The sequence below is a fragment of the Bradyrhizobium lupini genome (assembly GCF_040939785.1).
Classification (GTDB): domain Bacteria; phylum Pseudomonadota; class Alphaproteobacteria; order Rhizobiales; family Xanthobacteraceae; genus Bradyrhizobium; species Bradyrhizobium canariense_D.
Genome location: NZ_CP162553.1, coordinates 2,465,384 through 2,488,293, shown reverse-complemented (window position 1 = coordinate 2,488,293; position 22,910 = coordinate 2,465,384). Strand labels below are relative to the sequence as shown.

Genomic DNA, 22,910 nt, shown 5'->3' with positions numbered 1-22,910 from the left:
ACGGGGAGCCGAAGTCCGCGTGGGTCTTGCGATCAGCGAGACCCACGCCGTGGGCTTGGCTTCTGCTACCCGGAGGACTCTTCCTCGCGGTACTCTTTATCTTACCGCTGATAGGACTGTTGGCGCTTTCACTTGGAATGCCCAATTGGACCCTTTCGAATTTTTTGCGTATCGGCGCGGATCCCGCCTATGTGAAGGTTCTGCGTACAACAGTTGAGATAAGTGTGCCTGTGACCGCGCTGGCCTTGGTGCTGGCGTACCCAATCGCCTACGCATTGGCCACGCGAGGATCGATCCTGCGTGTCTTCCTCCTCATGGCAGTCGTGTTGCCGTATTTCACGAGCGTCTTGGTTCGGACCTTTGCCTGGATCATTCTTTTGGGACGAGGCGGGGTAATCAACGACGTCCTGCTCAAACTTGGCTTCGTCTCTCAGCCAATCTCGATGCTCTACAACCGTTTTACTGTAATCATGGGCATGACCCAAATTATCATGCCCCTCATGATCCTGCCTATTTATACGGTCATGTCGAGCGTTGATCAGAGACTGTTGCGTGCTGCAAGGGCGAACGGCGCGAGTGCGCTCGCGGCCTTTCTAACCGTTTTCCTGCCGCTCAGCTTGCCAGGCGTGTTGGCCGCCGTGTTGCTGGTCTTTATCAGTTGCCTCGGCTTTTACATAACGCCAGCATTGCTTGGAGGTTTGTCTGACGTCACGATAACAATGGAAATTTATAATCAGGTGGTTGATCAGCTCAATTGGAGCTTTGGATCGGCACTGTCCATGGTTCTTCTAGCGGCGGTATTGGCAATTCTGTGGATCGGTTCCCGCTTCTTTCCCATCGATCGGCTTCTGGGATTGTCGGACGACGAGAATGCATCGCTTGTGGCTGTCCGCCAGCCCCTGGGGAGATCCTGGCTGATGCATATTGGCTCGGCAGCCAACGCGCTCGACCGATGGCTTCCCTCGATCGGAGGCTATGGCGTCTCGATTGCTTCGAGCCTGATGGGAGCGCTTCTTCTGCTCCCGGTGCTAGGCGTGGTCTATCTGTCGTTCAGCTCGTCGCCCTATTTCGAATTTCCGGCGCCAGGTTACTCGCTCCACAATTACCAGGCCTATCTCTCTGACATGCATTGGATACGCGCTACGCTGACCAGCGTCCGTGTCGCGTTGATGGCAACCGCGATAGCAACAGTGCTTGGAACCACGCTGGCTTTCGGTCTTGCTCGTGGTCGTGTGCCCGGACGCAAAGCAATTGTCGCACTTGTCATCGCCCCAATCATCGTACCAACGATTGTGGTGGCGGTTGCCACCTACTTCCTGCTCGCGCGGGTGGGGCTTCAAGGCACAGAGTTCGGATTGGCGCTTGGTCAGGCGGTCTACTCCATCCCTTTCGTGGTCGTGATCGTAGCTGCCAATCTTCGTGACCTCAACCCGGCATATGAGCGTGCGGCCCGCAGCCTTGGCGCGGGACCGGTTGCGACCATCCGAACCATCGTCGCACCGCTGATTATGCCGTCGTTGGTCGTAGCCGCCTTTTTCGCCTTTCTGAATTCGTTTGACGATGTTGTCTATGTTCTGTTTCTAGGCATCGGGAGGATCAGTACTTTGCCTATGCTCATGTGGCAAAGCATCAGACAAAGTGTAAATCCGACCATATCAGCGGTGGCCACTCTGCAGGTTGCATTGGCAGCGATTGTCATCGCCGCCAATGCCCTATCGAGGTATCGAAGAAGGACCTGACAGTCGCGATTTCACAATCTCTTTGAAGGGATCGGCTTGCGTCTATGCTTGACCATACGCTTAAGTCGGACGTGACGTCGCGCCGGCTGGAAGTGATTACGGAGCCGGGACGCCGTCGTTGATTTCCAAGGGCGACACAGGCCGGATCGTCGAGAAGGCGCTGGTCCCGGGCGCCGTCGTTTCCGAGATTTCCCGGCGACACGGGCTTACCCCACAACAAGTTGCTGACCTTGCGGGGGGGCTGGGTTGAAAGCAATTAACGAAGCTGGACGCATCGATTGGGATTCGAGGATCGCCCCTTGGGCCGTACCCAACTTACACAGGCGGTAGCGGTGTATGCACGTATCAGCGCAGTTTGCTCACGTAGACAGGCGGTCATTGAAGCTCCTAAGAAGTGGGACCCAAGGCTTTTCCGGGACGCCGCACGGATCAATCCTACAGTGCGCCTATACTCAGTTTTTTAGAGGCCAGCCCGCTGTTCTTGGCGATCGAAGCCAACCGCTTGTTAAGATAGTCAAGGGATGCCTCGTCTAGCCCGGCGAACATCGTCAAATTGAGAGCCTGCCTCTTGCTTGAGAGGTTCGCAATTTCCGCCCGCGCCTCTTCGGTCAGCGAGATCTGCAGGAAACGTGCGTCGTCACGGGATGTCACGCGAGATAGAAATCGCTTCTCTTCAAGCTTTTTCGTTTGGTTCGTAACGAACGCCGGGTGGATCCGAAGCTTGTTTGCTACCGCAATCCCAGAAACCCCGCGACCCTCATCGATTTCATCGATAGCCATCAGAATCAACCATTGGGGCTCGCTTATTCCCATCATGTCGGCCCACGTCTTGTGTATCTCCTCCAGCTGGGAGTGGATCTCAACGATGTTCCAGATGAACTCCGTAACAGCCTTATCTAATTGATCTTCATCGCCCATTTGGTCTTTCCGCCACATGTCCGTGCTCCCGACAGGCACAAATCCGATCATTAGCGGGAATACGGGCGGCCGTCTCGCTACGATTTGAAGCGGTATACCGGTCATGCATAAATTAATTGACATATGCAATTCATATGACTTAAGAAGACTGAGTACCACGAGGCCGTTTTGGCCGATGGTTCATGAGAAATCTCCAAGGAGAGCCTCTGGGATGCCCCCCGAGGTTCTTTTTTTGATTCTGCTCGATTTAGGTCTGCTCGGACCATTGATATGTTGCAAAAATGTAACAATCCGCGCTTAAATATTGGCACTCTAAATTAATTAATGGAAGCAATTGTTGAACAGCGCTATACGGCGTTGGACGGAGAGGGGGCGCCTCGAAGTCGTTCCGTCAAGGCCGACCCACTGGGCAGGCTAGTAGCGGCGGGATCTGGACGACGGAAACGATTTTTCAACTAGGAGCTTCATCGATGAAACTAACAAAAGGTCTCATCCTCGGTTCTGCGGCACTGTTCGCGGGCGCCGGGGCACAGGCAGCCGATCTGCCTGTCAAGGCTAAGGCCGTTGAGTACGTGAAAATCTGCTCACTTTACGGTGCAGGTTTCTATTATATCCCCGGCACCGACACATGCATCAAGCTGGGTGGTTATTTGCGTGTCGACGGCACATTCGGCACGAACGCCGACTTTGATGCTGCCAGCAGTGGTGTTAACGGGGCGCGGAACCGACTGAGCAATTACTACGGGACTCTTGCCCGTCAGGACCTTCAGATCGACACCCGGACTGCGACCGAATACGGTGTGGTCCGGACCTTCGCCGAGCTGGTGTTCACCTGGACGTCCGGCAGTTATACTGGTGCTGGCACGACCGCCGTGAATGGCCAGACCGCGTACAATGGCAGCAACCCCGCAGGAAGCGGTGGCGGCCAGGTTGCCGGCGGTAAGCTTGGTATCTACTACGCCTTCATCCAGTTCGCCGGCTTCACATTCGGCAAAGCGGAATCGCAGTTCCGAACGCCGTGGGGCGAATATCCGGCGAACAACATGGAGTTGCCGGGTAGCGCCGGCTGGGACCCTGTGAACCAGATCTCTTACACTGCGGATTTTGGCCAGGGCATTACGGCTTCATTCTCGGCCCAGGACCAGGTTCCCAATTATCAGGGTAACGTCTGGAACGTCAGCGGCGCAACCGCTGCAGGTCTTGCAACCGGCGCCTACGGTGCCAACGACCTCGGCGGGTCACGAGCTCCCGACCTTGTCGCGCGTGTTCGCGTCGATCAGGCTTGGGGTCTTTTCCAGGCATCATTCGCCGCGCATGACAACCATACGGGATACTACGGCGCCGACGAAACGACTGGGTATGCAGGAGACAAGTGGGGCTGGGCTGGACAGCTGGCATTGTCGATCAAGAACCTGCCCACCGGCGCTGGCGATACGGTCAACCTGACGGCCGTGTATACGAACGGTGCGAGCCGCTACAACTTCCATGACTATATGGGGAGCACCTTCGCGATGTACGGCGGCACGAGTGCCGCGGGTGCGTACCAAAGCCTCGGACTTGCCGGTGTTTCTGATTCTGTGTTCGTCACCGGTGCCGGACAGCAGCTGACGAGGACCTATGGCTTCAATGGTGGCTTCACGCACAACTGGGACCCATACTGGAACACGTCACTTTTCGGTGGGTGGGCGGCTGTACGCTACAACAACACGGCCAAGGGCTACATCTGTGGAACGTTTGTCACGACCCTAGCTCTCTCGACCGGGGTCGCAGGCTGCAATCCCGACTTCAACTATGCAGTCGTTGGTACGAAGACGTCCTGGAGTCCGGTCAAGAACCTCACGTTCACGGGCGAGCTTTCGTACATGTTGCTCGATCAGAAGTACGTGGGGGGAAGCACCTTTACCCTTCCGTTGCAGTCGAGCATCGCCAAACCTGCCGCGGCATATGAGCTCAAGGATCAAGGCAGCCTTCAGTTGCTGCTTCGAGCTCAACGCAACTTCTGAATTTTGCAAGCGCAACGAAAGGAGAGAAGGCTCTTCGATCTAAGTTTAACCTCCAAGAAGGCCTCCGGCATGCCCGCCGGGGGCCTTTCTCGGGTAAAGCGGGTGACGGAGCCGATCAGGGGCGCGGCTTTTGGCGGCAACGAGCTACGTGCTGTCGATGGATCCGACAACGGCGCCAGCAACTGATGTGGGTGGGGGTCGAAGCTGGCCTCGATGTTTAGTCCCGCCATTTGCAGGAGCTGGTTCACGCTGAATCGTTCTGGCTGGCCCACCTTTGGCAGATGTATTCGTACGGTGTGGGGGGCTTCAGCCGAGCGCAATTGCGCTGAAGGGGGGCAAGTTGAGCTTCCAGCTGATCGTGTCGATCCCAATGGTAGCGTTGAACGGTCACTTCTTTGATCGTGCGTTTCATGCTGTCGTTGATCCCATTGCGCCTTGCGAGCGCTCTCAGGCTCCCTTGACCATTTTTGAATTGCTCGAGGACTGCCTCCGTCGTGGTGGCCAGCCCGCGTAAAATTTGGCATAGAGGATCCTCCGAATCGGGCGATGCATCATCAAAGCTTGAGAATAAAACCTCGACCTCGGCCCCGAACTCCTCGTAGGTTCCGGACTTAGATTGGAGGGCGGTGTCGCGAAGAAGGCTACGTCGTTCCTAAGAGCAGCCAATTCAGGATTCACTTGCAGGCGGAAGCGGACCGGCCTGGCGCGTGGCCTGACATTGGCAACGTCCACCGGCGGACCGCGTTTGCTGAAGACCGTGCAAAACGATACGCCGTCCGAGGTCCTGTTGATCATCAGGCGGGCCTTACCTCTGATATGACCATAACCCTCAACGGCGATTCCGCGATCGGGTGTCGGGTGGTCGGTAGGTTTTATCTTCGGCGCCGCTTGAACTGGTGGGCGTGCGTGTAGCGCCACACCATGATGGCGGCGAGCTTGGCCACGCGCAGATAGCTTTGGCGCAGTTCGACGCACTCGCGTTTGGCCAAATCGACCGGCTTCTCGATCGCCCGTTGCGTGAGCCACGCATCGCTCGGATGCGAGATCGCCTTTTTCTGGATGGTGGTGTCCACAACGACCCGCTCGAGATCTTTGGTCTCGATCGCCCCGTTCGATGTGCCACCGAGGGGCTTTCCCGGTATTCCTGCGTTGAGGGCCGCCTTGTTTGACGGACGCGAACGCTGCAGGTCCTAGGGGTAATCCTAGGAGAAGCGCTATGACGATTTCGAGGGCGGAGGTGATCACATCGGTCGAGCGGCGGCGCCGGTGGTCGCAGGTTGAGAAGGAACGGCTTGTTGCAGCATCGCTCGAGCCCGGAGCCTGCGTTTCCGAGGTGGCTCGCATGGCTGGCCTTCATGTGAGCCAGCTGTTTAGGTGGCGCAAAGAGCTTTGCAAGCACGCTGAAGCGAGTATAGCGCCGTTCGTGCCGGTCGAGATTGGGCCGTCTGTGCCGCCGCGGGAGGTGGCCGAAGCGCCGCTGACGACGACGGCGGCGCGTCGACGGAAGAGCCTGGGCATCATCGAGATCGACCTTGGTAGCGGGCACCGCATCCGGGTCGATGGCGACGTTGATGGAGACGCACTACGTCGCGTTCTCGATGCTTTGGTACGCCGATGATCCCGGTTCCGACGGGCGCGCGCGTGTGGCTTGCGACAGGCTACACGGACATGCGCCGAGGCTTTCCAACGCTGGCACTCCAGGTGCAGGAGGTGCTGCGCAAGGACCCGCTCAGCGGTCATCTGTTTGTCTTCCGCGGTCGCCGAAGCGATCTTGTGAAGGTGATCTGGCACGATGGCCAGGGAGCATGCCTGTTCACCAAAAGACTGGAGAGAGGGCGGTTCATCTGGCCTTCGGTTGCCGGCGAAGCAGTGACGATCTCTCCGGCGCAGATGAGCTACCTGTTGTCCGGAATCGATTGGCGCAACCCGCAAGAAGCCCAGCGTCCGACGCGGATCGGATAGCCGTTTTGGGTTTGAATCTGCTGCTTGATCTGATTCAATGGCTTCATGATATCGAAGCCGGACGAACTTCCATCGGACCTTGTGAGTGCCCTGGCGGCGCTGCAGGGCGAGCGTGAGGCGCGGCTGCTCGCCGAGGCGGTGGCTGCCAGTGCGCGGGCGGAGCTGTCGGACAACGCGGCGCTGATCGCGCATCTCGAGCTGCGGATCGAGAAGCTCAAGCGCGAACTGTACGGGCAGCGCTCCGAGCGCACGGCGCGTCTGATCGAACAATTGGAATTGGAACTCGAAGAACTCGCCACCACGGCGAGCGAGGATGAGCTTGCGGCTCAGGCCGCGGCGGCGAAGACCCAGAGCGTGCGCGCCTTCACGCGCAAGCGGCCGGTACGCAAGCCCTGGCCGGACGACATCGAACACGAGCGCATCGTTATCGAGGCTCCGACGAGCTGCGCCTGCTGCGGCGGATCGCGGCTGGCGAAGATCGGCGAGGATGTGACCAAGACGCTGGAGGAGATCCCGCGCCGCTTCAAGGTCATCGAGACAGTGCGCGAGAAGTTCACCTGCCGCGATTGCGAGAAGATCAGCCAGCCGCCGGCGCCGTTCCATGCCACGCCGCGCGGCTTCATCGGCCCACAATTGCTGGCGACGATTCTGTTCGACAAGTTCGGCATGCACATCCCGCTTAATCGCCAGAGTGCGCGCTTTAAGGCCGAGGGGATCGACCTGCCATTGTCGACGCTGGCCGACCAGGTCGGCCACGGGACCTTCGCCGTCATGCCGCTCTTCCACTATCGAACGCCATGTGCTTGCTGCCGAGCGCCTGCATGGCGACGACACCATCCGCATCCTGGCGAAGGGCAAGTGCAAGACCGGTCGGATCTGGACATATGTGCGGGATGACCGGCCCTTCGCCGGGCCAGCGCCACCGGCGGCGGTCTTTTACGCCTCGAGCGACCGTCGAGGCGAGCATCCACAGAAGCATCTGGCCGCCTTCACCGGTATCCTGCAAGCTGATTGCTACAACGGCTTCGAGCCGTTGTTCGATCCGCAGAAGAAGGTGCTGCCGATTACGCCGGCGTTTTGCTTCGCCCACGCGCGGCGGGGCTTCTTCGAGCTGGCCGACATCGAGAAGAACGCCTGGGAAGGCCACAGGGGCAAACCCGTCTCGCCGATCGCGTTGGAGGCGGTCAGACGCCTCGACGCTTTGTTCGAGATCGAGCGCGCCATCAACGGCCGCGGCGCCGACGAGCGGTGCGCCGTGCGCCACGAAAAGAGCAAGCCGCTTCTCGAGGACATGCATGCCTGGCTGCTCCTCCAGCGCGAACCCCTCTCGCGCTCCTCCGAGGTCCTGAAGCCCATGAATTACATGCTCAGGCGCTGGGACCACTTCGCCCGCTTCCTCGACGATGGCAGGATCTGCTTGACCAACAATTGTGCTGAGCGCGCATTGAGAGGCATCGCCCTGGGAAGGCGCAATTGGACCTTCGCCGGCAGCCTGCGCGGTGCCGACCGCGCCGCCATCATGCTGACAATGATCACCACCTGTCGTCTTAACGATGTCGATCCCAAGGCCTGGCTCGCCGATATCGTCGCCCGTATCGCCGATCTTCCCGTATCGCGTCTGCACGAACTGCTGCCCTGGGAATGGAAGCTCCTCCGCCAAGGCGACACTCCCGCCGATCAGCAGGCTGCCTGATCTTCACGCAACGCCCTTCATAGAGCTCGTCGCGCTCGCGCGCATGCGTCAATCAGGCGGCCTTCGTCGTATGCGTACCTTTCCCGCAACAGCGCGCGATCTGCTCCCCCCAGCCGCTGGCGCCAGTGGGTCATCGACGAGCGATCGAACGGCAGGGCGTGCCGTTGAGGATGAACAGTCCGGCTACCAATCGTGTCGGCAACGGTGGCTGCCCCGGGCCCGAGGCGACACATCCCACCAGGAAGTCTCAATCGATCTCCGCCGCCAGACGCACCAGCGGATGGCGAAGGTTGACGATCTTTTCCAGAGATGGACGAAGCAGATCGTCCTGACGATTGTCGCGTGGCTGGCTCATGGGCTCTCCCCAACAGCGAATCTCGCAGTCAAAGGGATCACGAAGCCGCCAAATCCGGAATCCCAAAACACCAGAAACCCAGATCTACCCACGGTTTTCTTGCAAAATCGAATACTTGCTATCAAATCACTGCGCCGGATCAATCACTTCCGAATTCTTCACGGACGGCCGATTAAGTAGAGTCAAACAGTCAAACGAGGATAGAGCGCATTTCAGTTAGGTCGCCATGTCAATGATCCACAAATGACTTGAAAATTGATGCACTCCCTTCTTGTGCTCATGTCGATGAGAGCATGCTAGTTTTCACTTGCAGCTTAGCGAGCTTCGCCGACGCATGACGTCATCTCAGAGGGTAGGGCTTTCCAGTTGTTTGTACGATTGTTTCCAAGATCCCGTCGCACAGCCGCTCAATGTCGCAAACCTCATGCTCAGATGTAATAAACACCCGGATCCCGGCCGTCCCGTCACCGCACTTTGGGAAGAACGTCACTGAGGTGCGGAAACCACTGTCGCGAAGCCGTCGAGCGACTTCAATCGCATTGGCCTCCGACCCAATGATGATCGTTCTAATCGGAAGTGAATTGCCTTGTTCGGCCGTAGCGAGACGACGGTCAAAGAAGCCGATGCGTTGTACCAATCGCTGCTGCCGCTCGCCGAGTTCTGCCGACCGGTGAATTTTGCATGACGCAAGTGCCGCGCCAACCGCGGCCCGATTGGGTGCCTCTGAAAACGAACCCGAAGCGATGTATCTTCGGCACAGAGCCTCGTTCTGGCTCGTTCCGAGCATTAACAGGCCTCCAGATGCGCCGAATCCCTCTGCTAACGAGGCCGCTATGATTGTTCGCTCGCCGAGCATTTGCGGAAACTGAGACCGAGCAAACCCTTGGCCTTGGCGCCCGAAGATCGATATGCCATGAGCATCGTGGACATTGAGAAACAGCCCGTAACGTTCTTGGAGCCGACGCAATTCAGTCAGCCGTGAGTGGGCTCCCATGGGGTAAATATCACCACATACATAGACGACCGCGGGATTGTCGCGGCACAGCCGTTTGAGATCGTTGACATCATTGTGTGCGATCGTTTCCACGTGGACTTCGTCAGAAACAACCGGCTTGTGACAGACCAGCGAGTCGTGCAGAGCTCGGTCAAACACGATAATCGGCTTCCTTCCGCTCGTCAGTTGGCCCGAACCAAGAAAGCGGGTCGCCTCCAAGCTGGCAAGCAGAAGACTGGAGAAACATATCACGCGCGCGCGAAACATTTCGGACAGCTCTTCTTCCAGCTCTACCACAAGATCGCGTTCAAAAGGCGTTCGGGCCGCGAACGAACTGAATGAGCGGTTCGCCTGGACCGCCTCGATCGCCCCACCGACGATCAGCGGATGATTGTCGAGGCCCAGGTAAGAGCGTCGCGCGAAATCAATTACCTGCCGACGGTTGTACCAACGTTTGCTTAGAGAACTGGTGCGCCCGGTTGTAGAAAGTCCATCGGCGGTGTTGAGATGAACGCCTTGTCTCGGGCGGCCAGGTTCTGAACTTAACAGCTTTTCTTGTGGTTCATTTTCCATTTTGATCTCCCACTATATACAGCCGCCGTGCTGAGCCGGCATGATATCTATCGAGATAGCGGCAGAACGTCTGCACGGAGATAGGGATGGTCCGACGCCCGCCTAGTCCAAACCAGCTAAACTATTGCCACTTCCCTGGACAGCTACCCGATCAGATAGAACTTGCGCGCACGAGAGCCATCGCAGCAGCGCCCCCCGAGGGGCGGCAGGAAATACGCGTCCGGTGACGGGCCCTGGTTACGTCATCTTGAGTGGATAGCTGACTGCGTTTATGCGGCCTAAGCGACGTTCTGAGGTCGCCAATTCCAGGGCGTGCGTTCGTGCATGCGCTTGGCAGGGTGATCCGGTAGGCGCGCCAGCACGTCGAGCCTGCGGGTCGATGTCATTGAGTTTGGCGGTGGCGATGAGGCTGTAGATGGCAGCCGCACGCCGGCCGCCCTCGTCGGACGCGGCAAAGGTCCAATTTTTTCGTCCCACGGCGACCGCCCCTAGCTCACGCTCAGCAGCATTGTTCGACATGCAAAGCCGTCCGATCTAAGGAAGGCTAAGTGCATCCTACCGGCTGATGCAATAATTGATCGCCTTGGTCGTATCGTTGTTCCTGGAGAGCTTGGCGCGGTGCTCGCGCAACCACGCCTCCAAGTCGACGATCAGGCTACGCTTGCGGCGCGGCAATCAGGATGGAAGTGCGTATTGCCGCATGTAGCGATGTTCCTGATAGACCTACTGTTGCGCCATCTATTTTGCTGCCTAGCTCCAGGGAGCAAAAGGTAGCCGGTCGCACAACTGGTGGTCATCTCGAGCGCGCCGATGTCGCGCTCGGTCCTGGACCGAGCGCTTGCAAAGCCAACAGACCGGTGATCGACCGTGGTCGAGGCCGCCAGCCGCCGAAGGCGGTGGCGCAACGCACCAGTCTTGAGCACGGTCGATCACCGGTCTACTTCAAACCGCCGTTCCGTTATCCAGCAGCGGCGCGCTTTCCGGTGATGTGTCGATCACGTGGGCTTGTGCTGCGTTTTCCCGCGAGCTAAACAACGGTGCGCTTGCTTGCTCGCTGCGCCACGATTTGAGACGACGTTGAAGAGTTCGGAGTACCTAGCTCGGGTAAAGCCCGGGGCATTCTGCCTGAAGCTTGCGAAGGCGTTCGCTGACCGTTCGCCACGGCTCGGCCTCGAACCATTCGCCCAGCTGTGGCGTAGCGTTGACGAGGGGATCACGGCTTGGCCTGTCGGTGGGGCGGACCGCTCCTTCTTTCCACGCAATCCGCAAGCTCGACAAAACTGTTCGATCGGTGGCGCCGCAGTTGGATGGCTTGCTGGGGCGGCAGCGATGAGGTTGGCCAACTTCTCCTGCACGGCTCGATATCGCGCAATAAGGCGATCGGATCCAGGCGGCATATATTTCATCGACGCTGGCACGGATGGCGTCAGGTGTTCTTGCTTCGGCAACCAGCCGCTGATGTGGGGTCGCGGGGGCGCTATACGTTTTGTGGACGCGCGCTCCGTTGCGCTCCTTTCGCATCAATTTGAACGACGGCTGGAAAACGTTCACGAACAAGCGGCGAACGGTAAAGCTGAGCCGGCAGAGCAGCCGCTTCGAGCTCCTCGAATCGACGGCAGCCGACCATTCGTCGGACCACCGCGCCGTTCTTCTGCTCCACGAAGGCCGGATCGTTCTTGCGACAGGGGCGGCAGCGCGTGAAGACGATACCAGCCTGTTGCAATACACCTTCAAGGTCTCATTCATGAACACAGAGTCGTTGTCGGTGTCCAGACCCAGGAGCGCAAACGGTAGCTGTTTACGAAGTGCGGTGAGAACCGTGCTCGACAGCTTCTGCTCACGCACCTGAAGCCGCGCGCATTCCGTCCAGCCGGTCGCGATGTCCGTGAGAACGAGCGTGTGGACGAAACTGCCGCGCCGAAGGACCGCTGTGGTCGCCGCACTCGTCGACAATAATTTAGCCCGGATCTCAGACGCTAGGTCGATATGGCCGTGCCGCTCCATCGATTCAAATCGGCAGCAGGGGCTTCAGACGCTTGCCACACACCCGGTCTGCAGCCTCCCAAAGCAGTATCAGCCCTCAGAATCGCAGCGCAGCAACCGCATCGCATGCTTCCGAGGGAAGCCCGTGATCGCACAAACTCGTCGAGAATGCGGCCCTGTTCGACGCGGCTCGACATCCTGTAGCGCCGCGCCAAAGCAGACTTCAGTTCCTTGCGCCTCGCCATACTCAATCGCCTCATCGTTGTCCCTGCGCTCCATTGGGGAGCAATTTACGTAAGGCAACAAATCAGCATTCAGGAACATTTCTGGGACGCAATGCGACTTCCATCCGGATTGTCGTGCCTCAATCCAACCCCCGGACACTTGAAGGCTGAACGTCACCTCTGCCGCTGCTATCTCGAAGGCTGCCCTGGGAGAAGTCGCAATCGCTCGCCCTCTCATCCCGCGGCCACAGCTAGAGACGCATCGTCGCCCGGCTCCGGGCCCGTTCCTGCGGCTGCCATGGCCCTCACCGTTCCCAGCTCAAGCGGCCATCTTGACGGACGACTAGCTATCCCCGCGGGCACGCTTTGGCCCGAGAAGGACCACCATCATCCGGAGCTGACATCGGCCAAATCATCATCGCCGACCGTGCGCTCGGGCTGGACAACAAATCAAGAAATCATCCTAGGCTGCCAGGAGAGGCACCGCGGCTCTGCTCGCGCGGCAGCAGCAGTTTGACCTTCCAGGCAATCGCACGTGGATGAAATTCTCGACTCTTCAGATGATGATATTCCCGAAACACGCGGCTTCGCATTCTAAGGTAACAGTGCCATCCACTTCGCCCGTGTCTTATGGCGGCAAAAGCCGAGGGCCATGGGATACTTCATCTCCGACGCCACGTCGAGACGAAGCAGAGATCAGAGACGATGCCCGCCTGGATCAAACATCTCGTGGCGCTGTGCTGCCTTCAGGGCGCGCCCGGTCCCCCCTCGACCGTTTTGAGCGGCTCATTCCTAAAGGCCCCAACTTCGCCAGGGCTGCTTACCTTACGGGCGTTTTAGTCCAGAGCAGGCCATCGGACCATACGCGCTCAACGCGTCCCCACCGGCAGGCCGCTGCGGCATCTGGGAAGAATCCACATCCCTTGAGGTTGGCACTTGTATTACAAAGCAACGGAATCCCCGTGAGTTTTTCATATTCTACGAGAAGCTCGGCGATTACGTGATGAGAGGTTCGGGGGATGGTCTGTAATCGGGCAGATCCGTCGAGATGTACAACGGCTGGGATTTTGTCCCGCCACTCACTCCGTGTTTGGTGATCGAACAGCATGTAACGGTCAGGCGTACCCGGGTTGAAAATATTCGGCGCACGATCTTCCAGACAAATGGGAGCGACCGGTCGGAAGTATTCGCGCTGTTTGATATCATTGAGGTGATTCTTCATTTCTGGTGATGTCGCGGCGGCGAGAATGCTTCTGCCACCCAATGCCCGCGGCCCAAGCTCGGCGCGGCCGGCAAGGAAAATCACAGGCTTGTTGCTCGCGAGAATGATTGCAAGTTCACGGATATGGCACGTCGCAGCTGACCATTCGGGCGGCACCTCTCCGCGTTGCAGGGCCGGTCCGCTGTAGACCGACCATTCCAGCGGCACAAAACCTTTCTGCGCCGCCATTTCCGCACAGGCAGTACCAATTGCGGAACCGCTGTCATTCGGAAACGGCGGCACCCAAACTTCATCGAAGAGACCTGCCCCACGAATCGCACTGTTCCATTTGATGTTGAGACCGCAGCCACCGGCTATACACAGGTTCCGCGGAACGGGTGCGCACAACCGCTCCAAAACAAGAGACATTTCCCGGACGAGCAGACGCTCAAGGAACGAATGAAAGGATGCAAGCACGTCTTCGGGTGACTTAGCCTTCAACCTTATCGCGCCAGCCGCTAAGAAATCGTGTACAGCCTCAAGCGCCGAGTCCATGCCCTTGACGTCTGAACTGTAGCGGCGAGCAAATTCGGACGCGAAGCGCTGGTCGTAGAGGTCACGAAATGCCCTCACGATATCTTCATCGACAGACCCAAGCGCGATATAGGCCATCACCTTGCCGGCAATATCCCGGTCTGTCCACCCGCCAGGCGTCTCTCGCTTATAAGGTCCGAAGTGTTGGCCCGCAGCAACATACGCACGTCCAATTATCGGGAGCAGGACTTCGAGGAACCGCGCGCCGCCAGGCTCCACATAGTAAAGGCGTGGAGGCATGCCGCCGTCCCACACCAAACAGAGCGCTGGTTGTCCCGCTCTGGCAAACGGACTGGTGCAGTATGCGGAGGCCAAATGGCCTGTGACGTGAGGATAGCTTTTGTAAGGAAAAAGCCGGTCCTCGAGCGCCAGGCCAAACCCGTCGCGCGAAGTGAGCAGGCCCTGCGCATGTCGTTCAAGATATGGCGCTCCATTGAGAATGATGGGTGCCCCCCACTAAGGACCCGGAATTGCGGTTCGACCTCCCCACTCCAGCCGTCGATGACGAACTGGTCAACATCCTGCGCACGAAGGCCGTGCTCCGCCAAAGCGGCAGCAACTGCCTCGAGATTGTCGATAGGTTGATACCGCGGATTATTGTAGCGTTTCTCCTGCTCAATGCAAAAGACCAGTCTTGCGTCGTCGACCAAAGCTATCGCTCCGTCATGCGTTAGTTTTATACCGCAGATTCGCATAGTGCCTCCAGTTGAAGGTTACCAAAACAAGCGTGTGTGCGCCGAGGATCTGTGACCCGTTCTTTCTGCAACAATCTAAAGCTGAACCGCATTCGTGCGCATGATCAATGCAGTCACCGACGCGCCTCAATGGCCTCGCTCCGCGGCCGCCCTCGATCTGATTGTCCAGGTTGAAGGTGGAAGATTGCACCGCCGCAATCAGCTTCAGTCGGCCATCAGGGGAAGCGATGCCGAAATGAAACCGAGGATGTCCATGCATGAAACGAGGCCAACCGCGCGTGCTGTAACGAAATATGCTCTTCCTGAACTTGTACGCGTGCAAGACGTCCGGCCGCCCCGACCAAGATCGGGGATAGGCTCTATTGTCGCATTTGGTCCTTCGCTCCATGCCAAGCTCTACTTTGGCCGACGATACAGATAAGCGAGAGCGGCCGGCGCCTGGACGAAATTTGGCGAACTGGAGCTTCTACGCATCTTGCGGGCGGATCGGGTGGATTCATTTGTTTCTTAACTAAACATTGCAACGGCTCCTGGGCAGCTACCAAATTGAATAGGCTACAGCGCGATCGAGTGGAGTGCGATGCTTTCTGAGCTTATGCAGCAGCGATAAGTGTCGGTTGATTCATTGCCAGGCCCCGCCCCAACGTAACCCTACGCGGTAGGCCGCAGCGCGCTGATCTTTCCAGTTAACCGTTAGAGCTCGTCGGACTCCTCGGTTTTCGGCTTCATCGGCGCAGCGAGCACTTGGCGGCGTTTTTCGATGATGCTAGGGTCCTCTTTGTGGATTGCGATCAGCTCTTTGAGGTTCTCGATCCCCTCATCGGTGAACGCCATCACCCCATCTTCACCGACGCCCACGACCCATAGCTGGCCATCCTCGGGGTCCATTTCTTCGGCGACCTCGAACAGCCATTCCTCGTCTTCTCCAAGCATCTCGGCGACATGGCCGAGGGTAAACACGTGGCTGACTTTGTTGACGGGCCCCATCAAGCCGCCTGCGCCGCGAGGCCTTGCTGTTGCGCAATCTTCCAGTTCCAGGGCAGCAGCTCATCGAGCCTGTGGGCGGGGTGGATGGCGATGCGAGCGAGTACATCGGCAAGCCAGACCTGAGGATCGACGTCGTTCATCTTCGCAGAGACGATGAGGCTATACATGGCGGCGGCACGACGCCCTCCGCGGTCGGACCCGCAGAATAACCAAGACTTTCTGCCCAATGCGATGCCGCGCAGCGCTCTTTCGGCGGCGTTGTTCGAGAGACAGACGCGGCCATCGTCGAGGAAGCGTGTGAAGGAGCCCCAGCGCTTGAACATGTAGTTCATGGCCTTGGCCAGATCGTGACCGCGGAGAGCTTGGCGCACTGCTCACGCATATAGGCTTCCAGATCGGCAACCAACGGAGCGCTCTGCGCCTGGCGGACAGCCTCTCGGTGGTCGGCGCCTTGGCCATTGATCGTGCGCTCGATTGCGAAGAGGGCGTCGATGCGACGCACGATCTCGATCGCAATCGGCGAGAGGGCGATCTCCTTCTTGCCAGCAGCCTTACGTCGCGCGTTTTCCTCAAGATCCGCCATGGCGAAGAACGGGCGCCGGGCATGCACCCAACAGGCCGCCTCCCTGATAGGCCCAGGACTTCGCGGGGGCTCGTAGAGTTTGGTGTATCCGCCGAAGGCGTCGGCCTGCAGGATACCGCTATAGTTGGCCAGATGCGCCTGCGGATGCTCGCCCCTTCGATCGCGCGAGTAATAGAACATTGCCGCCGGCGGATCTGAGCCGCCGAAGGGGCGGTCGTCCTTTACATAGACCCAGCATCGAGCGACATCGCACTTGCCCAAGGCCAGCACGGGCACGGTGGTGTCGTCGCCGTGGAGGCGTTCGGATGCCATGACGTGGGCTTCCAACAGACGCAACAGCGGCTCCAATACCGTGCAGCACGCTCCGACGGCGTCGGCTGCGGTCGACAGACTGATCGGCACGCCTTCCAACGCGTAACGCTCGGTTTGCCGGTTCAGAGGCTGATGCTGGCCGAACTTCTCATAGAGCAGCATGGCCAGCAGGCTCGGCCCCGCCCACCCTCGCGGGATCACATGGAATGGCGCCGGTGCCTGGCTGATCTTCTCGCAGTCGCGGCAAGAGAACTTCTCGCGCACCGTCTCGATTACCTTCCACTGACGCGGCACCGATTCCAGCGTTCGGGTCACATCTTCGCCGAGCTTGCGCAAGCGATTGCCGCCGCAGCATTCGCACGCCGTCGGCGGATCGATCACCACCCGCTCGCGCGGAAGGTGGTCTGGGAACGTGTTGCGCTCAGCGCGCTTGCGCGTAAATCCGTCAACCGTAGTCGTTTTGGCGACTGCCTGCTCCGCCGCCAATTCGTCTTCCGTCGCGTTAGCTTCAATTCTTCGAAGGTAAGCGCCAGCTGGTCGATCAACCGCGCCGAGCGCTCCGATTTCTGGCCGTAAACCTGGCGCTCGAGCTTCGCTATCCGCAAGGTCTGCTGCACAATCAGCGCGGCGTCCTCCGACGCCTTTGCCCGCGCTACCGCCAGCTCCGCTTTCAGCGCGGCGTTTTCTTCGGCAAGAGCGGCGCGATCAGCATCCATGAGACGAAGTGAATCATAGTTTTAGTGATTTGCGGCACCCCAAAATACGCGGGTTTCCACATTTTTCTTCGCTCATCCCGCCCTTGTCGGCCGCCACGTCAGTTGTGGATTGCGCCAATCGATCCCTTCGAGCATGTACGCCATCTGCGCCGCCGAGATCGACACCGCGTCACCTGACGCCGAAGGCCAGATGAACTTTCCGCGATCCAAGCGTTTCGCATAGAGCGACAGCCCGATCCCGTCATGCCAGAGGATCTTTGCCAAATCGCCACGCCGGCCTCGGAAGATATAGAGATCTCCGGCGTGGGGATCCCGCTTCAGGCTCTCCTGAACCTGCAAAGCCAGACCCTGCATGCCGCGACGCATGTCGGTGCGGCCGGTTGCGATCCAGACTCTGACGCCACCCGGTATCGGGATCATCGCCGGCTCAGAACATCAAGGACCCGCCCCAACGCGTCAGCATCGACGTTCTCGTCAACGCTGACACGCTTGCCGCCACCGAGTTCGATCTCGATCAGGCCCCGGCGCCTCCGGGGCGAAATCACCGCTGGGGCTTCAATCGATGGAACGCTTTCGGTCGCACCCGGGGTGAGCTGAACAGGGACAAGCTTCGGTCCCGCCGAAACGACACTCGCCAGGCGCGCCCGCCGCCGCCACGTGAACACCAAACTCGTCGAAATGCCGTGCCGCCGCGCGATCTCCGTCACAACCGCGCCGGGCGCCAGCGTCTCTTCGATGATCCGCATCTTATCGTCGCGAGACCAGCGACGACGACGCTCAACCCCGCCCAGGACCTCTACCCGCATCTACCGACCTTAAGGCTAGCCTTAAAGCTAGATCCTCGTCGGATACCTGCAACTCAACAAGGCGGCCCACCCCGGAGGAATACGCCCCAACCTCTGTAGGTGTAGAAGAGCGGTGTCGAAATCACTGCTATACACGCTGTTAGACTGCCGCGGTTACAGACAAGGCTCTATTGAGGTTCACCAGAAATGAAAAACGCCGGCTGAGAGCCGGATCATCGTCTCGAAAGTATCATCTGTTTTCCGCATCGCACCGCTGTGCGTTTGAATTCCTTCAGCTTGCCGGAACGGTTTCGATCAGGAGCGCCATTTTCAATCTCGGTAGCGCCTGAACACCGTATTCCAGTTGTCGAGCCTCGGAGGCTGATCCCTCCATCGCTTGCCCGTGAGCTATCACCAAATTTTGGTGACGGCCGGGCCGGTCAGGCGGCGGCGGTGGTTATGGGCTGACGCTCGGTCGAGCTTGGCGATGGCCTCGATTCCCTCGTTGAATGTCACACCAAGGACGAGTTTTGGCAACTGGTTGTGGCCATCGAGACGGCGCCAGCTTTTCTGCGCGCCCTCGACGAGTTTGATGCTATGGCGAACGCGGTCCCGTTCGACAGACAACCCTTCGATCGGATGGCGCGGTGGCGCACGGTGGCGAAGGTGCTTTCGATGGGGTTGGTAACCGGTATGAGAGTTTCTCGGTGCCGATGTTCCGCTGCGATATTCAGGATCGTAGCGTATGGTGCGACCATCGGGACAGAGGCACCGGGAGCATGAAAGGTGCGGGCAGGCCGATGCATTCGATGAGCCGCGAGCTCGAGTTAGTAGCTGGCCGCCTCTGCGACTCGCCCGGTTGCGCTGAGAGCGCGAATCCGTAGTTGTCGTGTCGCCCGTAGCTCCCGTTCTGTGGTCTAATTGGCAGGAGGTGCGAATGCGACGGGTGATTGGCATCGACGTCCACCGAACTTTCGGGGAGGTGGTGGTTTGGGAGGATGGCAGGCTCCGACATGCGGGCCGCATTGATATGACGCGGACTGCATTGGAAGGATTTGGCAAGACCCTGCTGGCCAGTGATGAGGTGGTGGTCGAAGCGACCGGCAACAGCATGGCGGTATCGCGGGTTCTGGCCCCGTTCGTGGCACGGGTGATTATCGCCAATCCGCAGCAGGTGAAGGCGATCGCCCAGGCTCACGTCAAGACCGACAAGATTGATGCCGGCACGCTCGCCAGTCTGCAGGCGGCCGGGTACCTGCCGCAGATCTGGACGCCTGACGCGGAGACGGAACGCAAGCGTCGGCTGGTGGCGCGGCGCTACCAGGTCGTGCGGCATCGCACGCGGCTCAAAAACGAGGTCCATTCGATCCTGCACGCGCACCTGATCCCGAAGTGCCCGAATGCCGATCTTTTCAACGGCCGCGGCCGGACGTGGTTGGCCGCTCAACCGTTGCCGGACGATGAGCGCGCAGCGATCGATCGGCACGTGCGCGAGCTTGACCGGCTGGCGGAAGATCTGGCCCTGCTCGACCGCGAGATCGCGCAGGACGCCATAGACGATTCCGCGGTCAACAGATTGATGACGATCACCGGCGTCAACTTGGCGGTCGCTGCCGGCATCATGGCGGCGATCGGCGACATAAGCCGGTTCAACAGCCCGCAGAAGCTGGTGAGCTATTTTGGGCTGACCCCCCGGGTGCGGCAATCCGGACTGGGCGCCGCTCATCACGGCCGCATCAGCAAGATCGGCCGCAGTCACGCGCGCCATGCTGGTCGAGGCGGCCTGGGCAGCGGCCAAGGCGCCCGGTCCGCTGCATGCGTTTTTCGTGCGCATCCGAGCCCGGCGCGGCCATCAGATCGCCGCAGTGGCCGTGGCCCGGAAGCTCACCGTGCTTTGCTGGCATTTGTTGACGAAGCGCGAGGATTACCTGTGGGCGCGCCCGGCACTGGTCGCCATCAAGACCCGCGCGATGCAGCTTCAAGCCGGACATCCGCAACAAAAAAGCAGCCGACGTGGGCCAGCGTATGCCTACAACATCAAGGCATTGCGCGACCGCGAGATGTTGATTGCCGCACAGGCGGAGCAAAGCTACGAGCGCTTGGTGACGCAATGGAAACCACGGCCAAAAACCGGCGCGCGGGCGCCTTAGGTCGACAAGACAAAATAGGGCAGCCTGGTGGCGCTTGCAGCCGATGCGCCACGCTTCGCCACGAGGTCGCCCGCGCCCGCCGAGGGTAATCCCGTCTGACGGCAAGTGCCAGCCAGGAATGTATTCCCGTTCCACGCCAGCATGCCGACGTGCTCGGGCCGGTCAAGGCCAAGCCTTGCGGTGGCCGCAAACGCGGCCAGCCTTGACCGCCCCTGCGCGCGGCGGCTGCGAGATCGATGGCCGGGACGGAAGAATGGCCCGCGGCGCAGCCGAACAAAAGAATGGACGTACGCGATTTCTGCAATCGTCATCTCGGTCATGAACAAATCGCTTGTCCATCTCATCCGTCGTCCGCAGGCGTTTCCAGCGCTCGGCCGGGAAGTCGTAGAATGCGACCAGCGTGTGTCGATCCTTGCTCAGGCAGTCGGCCGCCTTCTGTATTTCAGCAAGTAGCTCTCGACGAAGGCTTCGAACGCCAGCCCGGCGGCGGCCTCGGTTTCGGCCATCCAGATCTCCTGCAACGCGTGTTTGGCTTTCGGCTGCTGGCTGTTCGGCAATTTGGCGAGCACGTTTGCAGTCTTGTGCACCCAGCAGCGCTGCTCGCGCGTGTTCGGCCAGACCTCGCCGGCGGCTTTCCAGAAGCCGAGTGCGCCATCGGCGATGACGAGCCGCGGAGGCACGTCGAGCTCGTGCCGCTTCAGATCAAGCAGCAGATCGCGCCAGTCGTGCGCGCTCTCGCGGGCACCATCGGTGAAGCCGACCAGTTCCTTGCGGCCTTCCGGCCGTCGCACCGATCAGCACGAGGATGCATTGCTTTTCGTCCTCGAGCCGCGCCTCCAGATGGATGCCATCGGCCCAGATGTAAACGTAGTGCTTCGCCAACAGATCGAGCTTCTGCCACCCGGTGTGCTCGTCGCGCCATCCATCCTTTAAGGGACCAATGGCGGAGGCCGACAACCCGGTAGCATCCTTGCCGAGCAGCGCAGCCAGCCCTCAGAGACGTCGCCAGTCGATATACCCTTCAGGTAAAGGATCGGCAGCAGCGTCTCGATCCACTTAGACCGGCCGAATGCAGGGCGGCAGGATCGACGGAGAGAACCGGATGCGGTCCGGATCGGTGGCGTCCGCCTCGCGATCGCGTACACGCGGCTGGCGGACGGCGACCGGACGGATACCGGCCATCACCTCGCGCTCCGGCAGGTGGCCGTCCGCGGTCTTCAAATCGGCATGCTGGCCGAGAAGGTCTGCGACCTCGGCTTCGACCGCCTTGGCGAGACGGGCACGTGCCCCGCTGCGCAAGGCTTCTGTGAGTTGGTCGTCGAAGATTCCTGGCTGAATCAGCTGGATGACGTTATCGTTGGACACGGCATATCGCTCCTTCGGTGGAGAAGTGGAGGCGTCAAGCACCCCCACGACATGCCGCCTTCCCGATTCCCGCCGTCACCAACTTTGGGCGATAGCTCCTTGCCCGTGCGTGCGATCCAAGCGGGCTGCACTCAATCTGAACTGACTTAGTCCCAGCGGCTACGAGAGCCGCAGGATACGAGGGTTGCCTGTGGAGTGGCAGACGACCACGCTTCGACCCAAGATTGCCGTTACCTGTCACTTTCGGGCCGCTGATCAGGTCTGCGCCTCAATGAAACCCGGTCCTGGAGCGCCATGGGCCATGGACGTACGGCGGCGAGACAGAGCTGGGACGGTGGGTACAGCGAGGAACCGCACGCCGGATCGTCCCAGCCCACACAGTCTCAGGGCGAGGGTGGTCCCACGCGGAAATCTCGCCCTGGGCGACTTCACGTGTCGGCAACGTGCTGATGGAGGCACTGCGCGTATTCCCGATTTAAGTGAATCCGTAGGACGGAGGAGGGCGGCACGTCTTTTTCATCCGATTGACAACGAAACTTCGTCAAGTCGCAGAGAACCTGATCACCACCGGTTGCTAGCAGCCTAAAAGATCCTAGAACGTTACGAGCCTAACGATGCAGCGTGGGAGTTCAACAATGCGATCGACTGCGACTCAGCGACGCAGCGCGATTATTTTTGAGCGTGTTGTCTGCGAACCATTTTTTATTCCCAGCAATAATGCTCGCAACCTTGTACGTAAGGCTTGCTGCAACCCGTTTTAATCACCGGCCACTTCAGAACCTCTCCGTCAACTATCAACATCGATGATTGTCTAAGACTGAAGAAGCATCCAACGATGGGCCACTAGGTTGGGGGTCGGCCGAGCGTCCCCCGTGCTTGCAAGGAGTTCCGATGCAACGCCACTACAGCGGCCGATGGCCTGATCTATGCCGATTGCTCGGTTCCGCGCTAACGAAAACGCTTCATGCAACCCAGCCGGTGAGAACATTTCCGCGCTTGTTGATGCCGGCTTTCGAAATCCGGTTCCAGGCTTTCTTTGCAGCGCAAATGGCGCAAGCGTGGCGCTGCAGGGGGCCGA

The 22,910-nt window shown here is 59.5% G+C and carries 11 protein-coding genes and 8 pseudogenes; 6 read left to right on the top strand and 13 right to left on the bottom strand.

All coding sequences use genetic code 11. The annotated features are described in order from the left end of the window. Positions 1-119 precede the first annotated feature (119 nt). Positions 120-1,739 (top strand): ABC transporter permease subunit, encoded by a 1,620-nt coding sequence (locus tag AB3L03_RS11930; protein WP_368508644.1) that lies wholly within the window; start codon positions 120-122, stop codon positions 1,737-1,739. A gap of 435 nt (positions 1,740-2,174) precedes the next feature. Here the strand turns inward: AB3L03_RS11930 and AB3L03_RS11925 are convergent, their stop codons facing one another. Beyond that, positions 2,175-2,675 (bottom strand): MarR family winged helix-turn-helix transcriptional regulator, encoded by a 501-nt coding sequence (locus AB3L03_RS11925; RefSeq protein ID WP_368508643.1) that lies wholly within the window; start codon positions 2,673-2,675, stop codon positions 2,175-2,177. A gap of 452 nt (positions 2,676-3,127) precedes the next feature. Between AB3L03_RS11925 and AB3L03_RS11920 the strand changes: the two genes are divergently transcribed. Beyond that, positions 3,128-4,660 (top strand): porin, encoded by a 1,533-nt coding sequence (locus tag AB3L03_RS11920; protein ID WP_368508642.1) that lies wholly within the window; start codon positions 3,128-3,130, stop codon positions 4,658-4,660. 884 nt (positions 4,661-5,544) lie between these two features. On the opposite strand, the pseudogene AB3L03_RS11915 reads toward AB3L03_RS11920, so the two are convergent. Continuing rightward, positions 5,545-5,798, bottom strand: a pseudogene (locus AB3L03_RS11915) (IS5/IS1182 family transposase); the annotation flags it as partial. A 78-nt stretch (positions 5,799-5,876) separates the two neighbouring features. Here AB3L03_RS11915 and AB3L03_RS11910 point away from each other — a divergent pair. From AB3L03_RS11910 to AB3L03_RS11900, 3 genes are all read left to right on the top strand, one after another. Further along, positions 5,877-6,278: a transposase gene (locus AB3L03_RS11910; RefSeq protein WP_368508641.1), complete on the top strand. Its 402-nt coding sequence runs from the start codon at positions 5,877-5,879 to the stop codon at positions 6,276-6,278. Beyond that, positions 6,275-6,622 (top strand): IS66 family insertion sequence element accessory protein TnpB, encoded by a 348-nt coding sequence (gene tnpB, locus AB3L03_RS11905; protein ID WP_231188510.1) that lies wholly within the window; start codon positions 6,275-6,277, stop codon positions 6,620-6,622. The genes AB3L03_RS11910 and tnpB (AB3L03_RS11905) overlap by 4 nt, the downstream gene beginning before the upstream one ends. A 45-nt stretch (positions 6,623-6,667) precedes the next feature. Then, a protein-coding gene (locus tag AB3L03_RS11900; protein ID WP_368508640.1) for an IS66 family transposase occupies positions 6,668-8,315 on the top strand; the annotation gives its coding sequence in 2 pieces (ribosomal slippage) (positions 6,668-7,410 and positions 7,409-8,315; 1,650 coding nt in all). A 107-nt stretch (positions 8,316-8,422) separates the two neighbouring features. Here AB3L03_RS11900 and AB3L03_RS11895 read toward each other — a convergent pair. The 10 genes and pseudogenes from AB3L03_RS11895 to AB3L03_RS11850 form a co-directional block, all read right to left on the bottom strand. Then, positions 8,423-8,670, bottom strand: a pseudogene (locus AB3L03_RS11895) (IS5/IS1182 family transposase); the annotation flags it as partial. A 340-nt stretch (positions 8,671-9,010) separates the two neighbouring features. Next, entirely contained in the window at positions 9,011-10,237 is a 1,227-nt protein-coding gene (locus AB3L03_RS11890) for a 7-keto-8-aminopelargonate synthetase (RefSeq protein ID WP_368508639.1), read from the bottom strand. Between the two features lie 237 nt (positions 10,238-10,474). Further along, on the bottom strand, positions 10,475-10,756 hold the full coding sequence (locus AB3L03_RS11885) for a transposase (RefSeq protein WP_085348597.1): 282 nt from the start codon (positions 10,754-10,756) through the stop codon (positions 10,475-10,477). Between the two features lie 423 nt (positions 10,757-11,179). Next, positions 11,180-12,480, bottom strand: a pseudogene (locus AB3L03_RS11880) (ISNCY family transposase). Positions 12,481-13,264: 784 nt separating this feature from the next. Then, a pseudogene (gene nodU, locus AB3L03_RS11875) lies at positions 13,265-14,934 on the bottom strand (nodulation protein NodU). A gap of 693 nt (positions 14,935-15,627) precedes the next feature. Next, a complete protein-coding gene (locus tag AB3L03_RS11870) occupies positions 15,628-15,921 on the bottom strand; it encodes a hypothetical protein (RefSeq protein ID WP_368508638.1) in 294 nt (97 codons plus the stop codon). Further along, positions 15,921-17,532 (bottom strand): annotated as a pseudogene (locus AB3L03_RS11865) (IS66 family transposase). The gene AB3L03_RS11870 and the pseudogene AB3L03_RS11865 overlap by 1 nt, the downstream one beginning before the upstream one ends. 72 nt (positions 17,533-17,604) lie before the next feature. Continuing rightward, positions 17,605-17,952, bottom strand: a complete 348-nt coding sequence (gene tnpB / locus AB3L03_RS11860) for an IS66 family insertion sequence element accessory protein TnpB (RefSeq protein ID WP_368508637.1) — start codon at positions 17,950-17,952, stop codon at positions 17,605-17,607. After that, entirely contained in the window at positions 17,949-18,278 is a 330-nt protein-coding gene (locus AB3L03_RS11855) for a transposase (protein ID WP_157158533.1), read from the bottom strand. Before AB3L03_RS11855 ends, tnpB (AB3L03_RS11860) begins: the two co-directional genes overlap by 4 nt. A 479-nt stretch (positions 18,279-18,757) precedes the next feature. Further along, a pseudogene (locus AB3L03_RS11850) lies at positions 18,758-19,003 on the bottom strand (IS256 family transposase); the annotation flags it as partial. Between the two features lie 269 nt (positions 19,004-19,272). Here AB3L03_RS11850 and AB3L03_RS11845 point away from each other — a divergent pair. Beyond that, positions 19,273-20,467 (top strand): annotated as a pseudogene (locus AB3L03_RS11845) (IS110 family transposase). 333 nt (positions 20,468-20,800) lie between these two features. Here AB3L03_RS11845 and AB3L03_RS11840 read toward each other — a convergent pair. Next, positions 20,801-21,880: pseudogene (locus AB3L03_RS11840) on the bottom strand (IS256 family transposase); the annotation flags it as partial. Positions 21,881-22,910 lie beyond the last annotated feature (1,030 nt).

Bases quoted from the DNA above. Each gene is read 5' to 3' on its own strand.
- tnpB (WP_368508637.1), bottom strand. From the start codon at position 17,952: ATGATCCCGATACCGGGTGGCGTCAGAGTCTGGATCGCAACCGGCCGC.
- AB3L03_RS11910 (WP_368508641.1), top strand. From the start codon at position 5,877: ATGACGATTTCGAGGGCGGAGGTGATCACATCGGTCGAGCGGCGGCGC.
- tnpB (WP_231188510.1), top strand. From the start codon at position 6,275: ATGATCCCGGTTCCGACGGGCGCGCGCGTGTGGCTTGCGACAGGCTAC.
- AB3L03_RS11920 (WP_368508642.1), top strand. From the start codon at position 3,128: ATGAAACTAACAAAAGGTCTCATCCTCGGTTCTGCGGCACTGTTCGCG.
- AB3L03_RS11870 (WP_368508638.1), bottom strand. From the start codon at position 15,921: ATGGGGCCCGTCAACAAAGTCAGCCACGTGTTTACCCTCGGCCATGTC.
- AB3L03_RS11855 (WP_157158533.1), bottom strand. From the start codon at position 18,278: ATGCGGATCATCGAAGAGACGCTGGCGCCCGGCGCGGTTGTGACGGAG.
- AB3L03_RS11890 (WP_368508639.1), bottom strand. From the start codon at position 10,237: ATGGAAAATGAACCACAAGAAAAGCTGTTAAGTTCAGAACCTGGCCGC.
- AB3L03_RS11925 (WP_368508643.1), bottom strand. From the start codon at position 2,675: ATGTGGCGGAAAGACCAAATGGGCGATGAAGATCAATTAGATAAGGCT.
- AB3L03_RS11885 (WP_085348597.1), bottom strand. From the start codon at position 10,756: ATGTCGAACAATGCTGCTGAGCGTGAGCTAGGGGCGGTCGCCGTGGGA.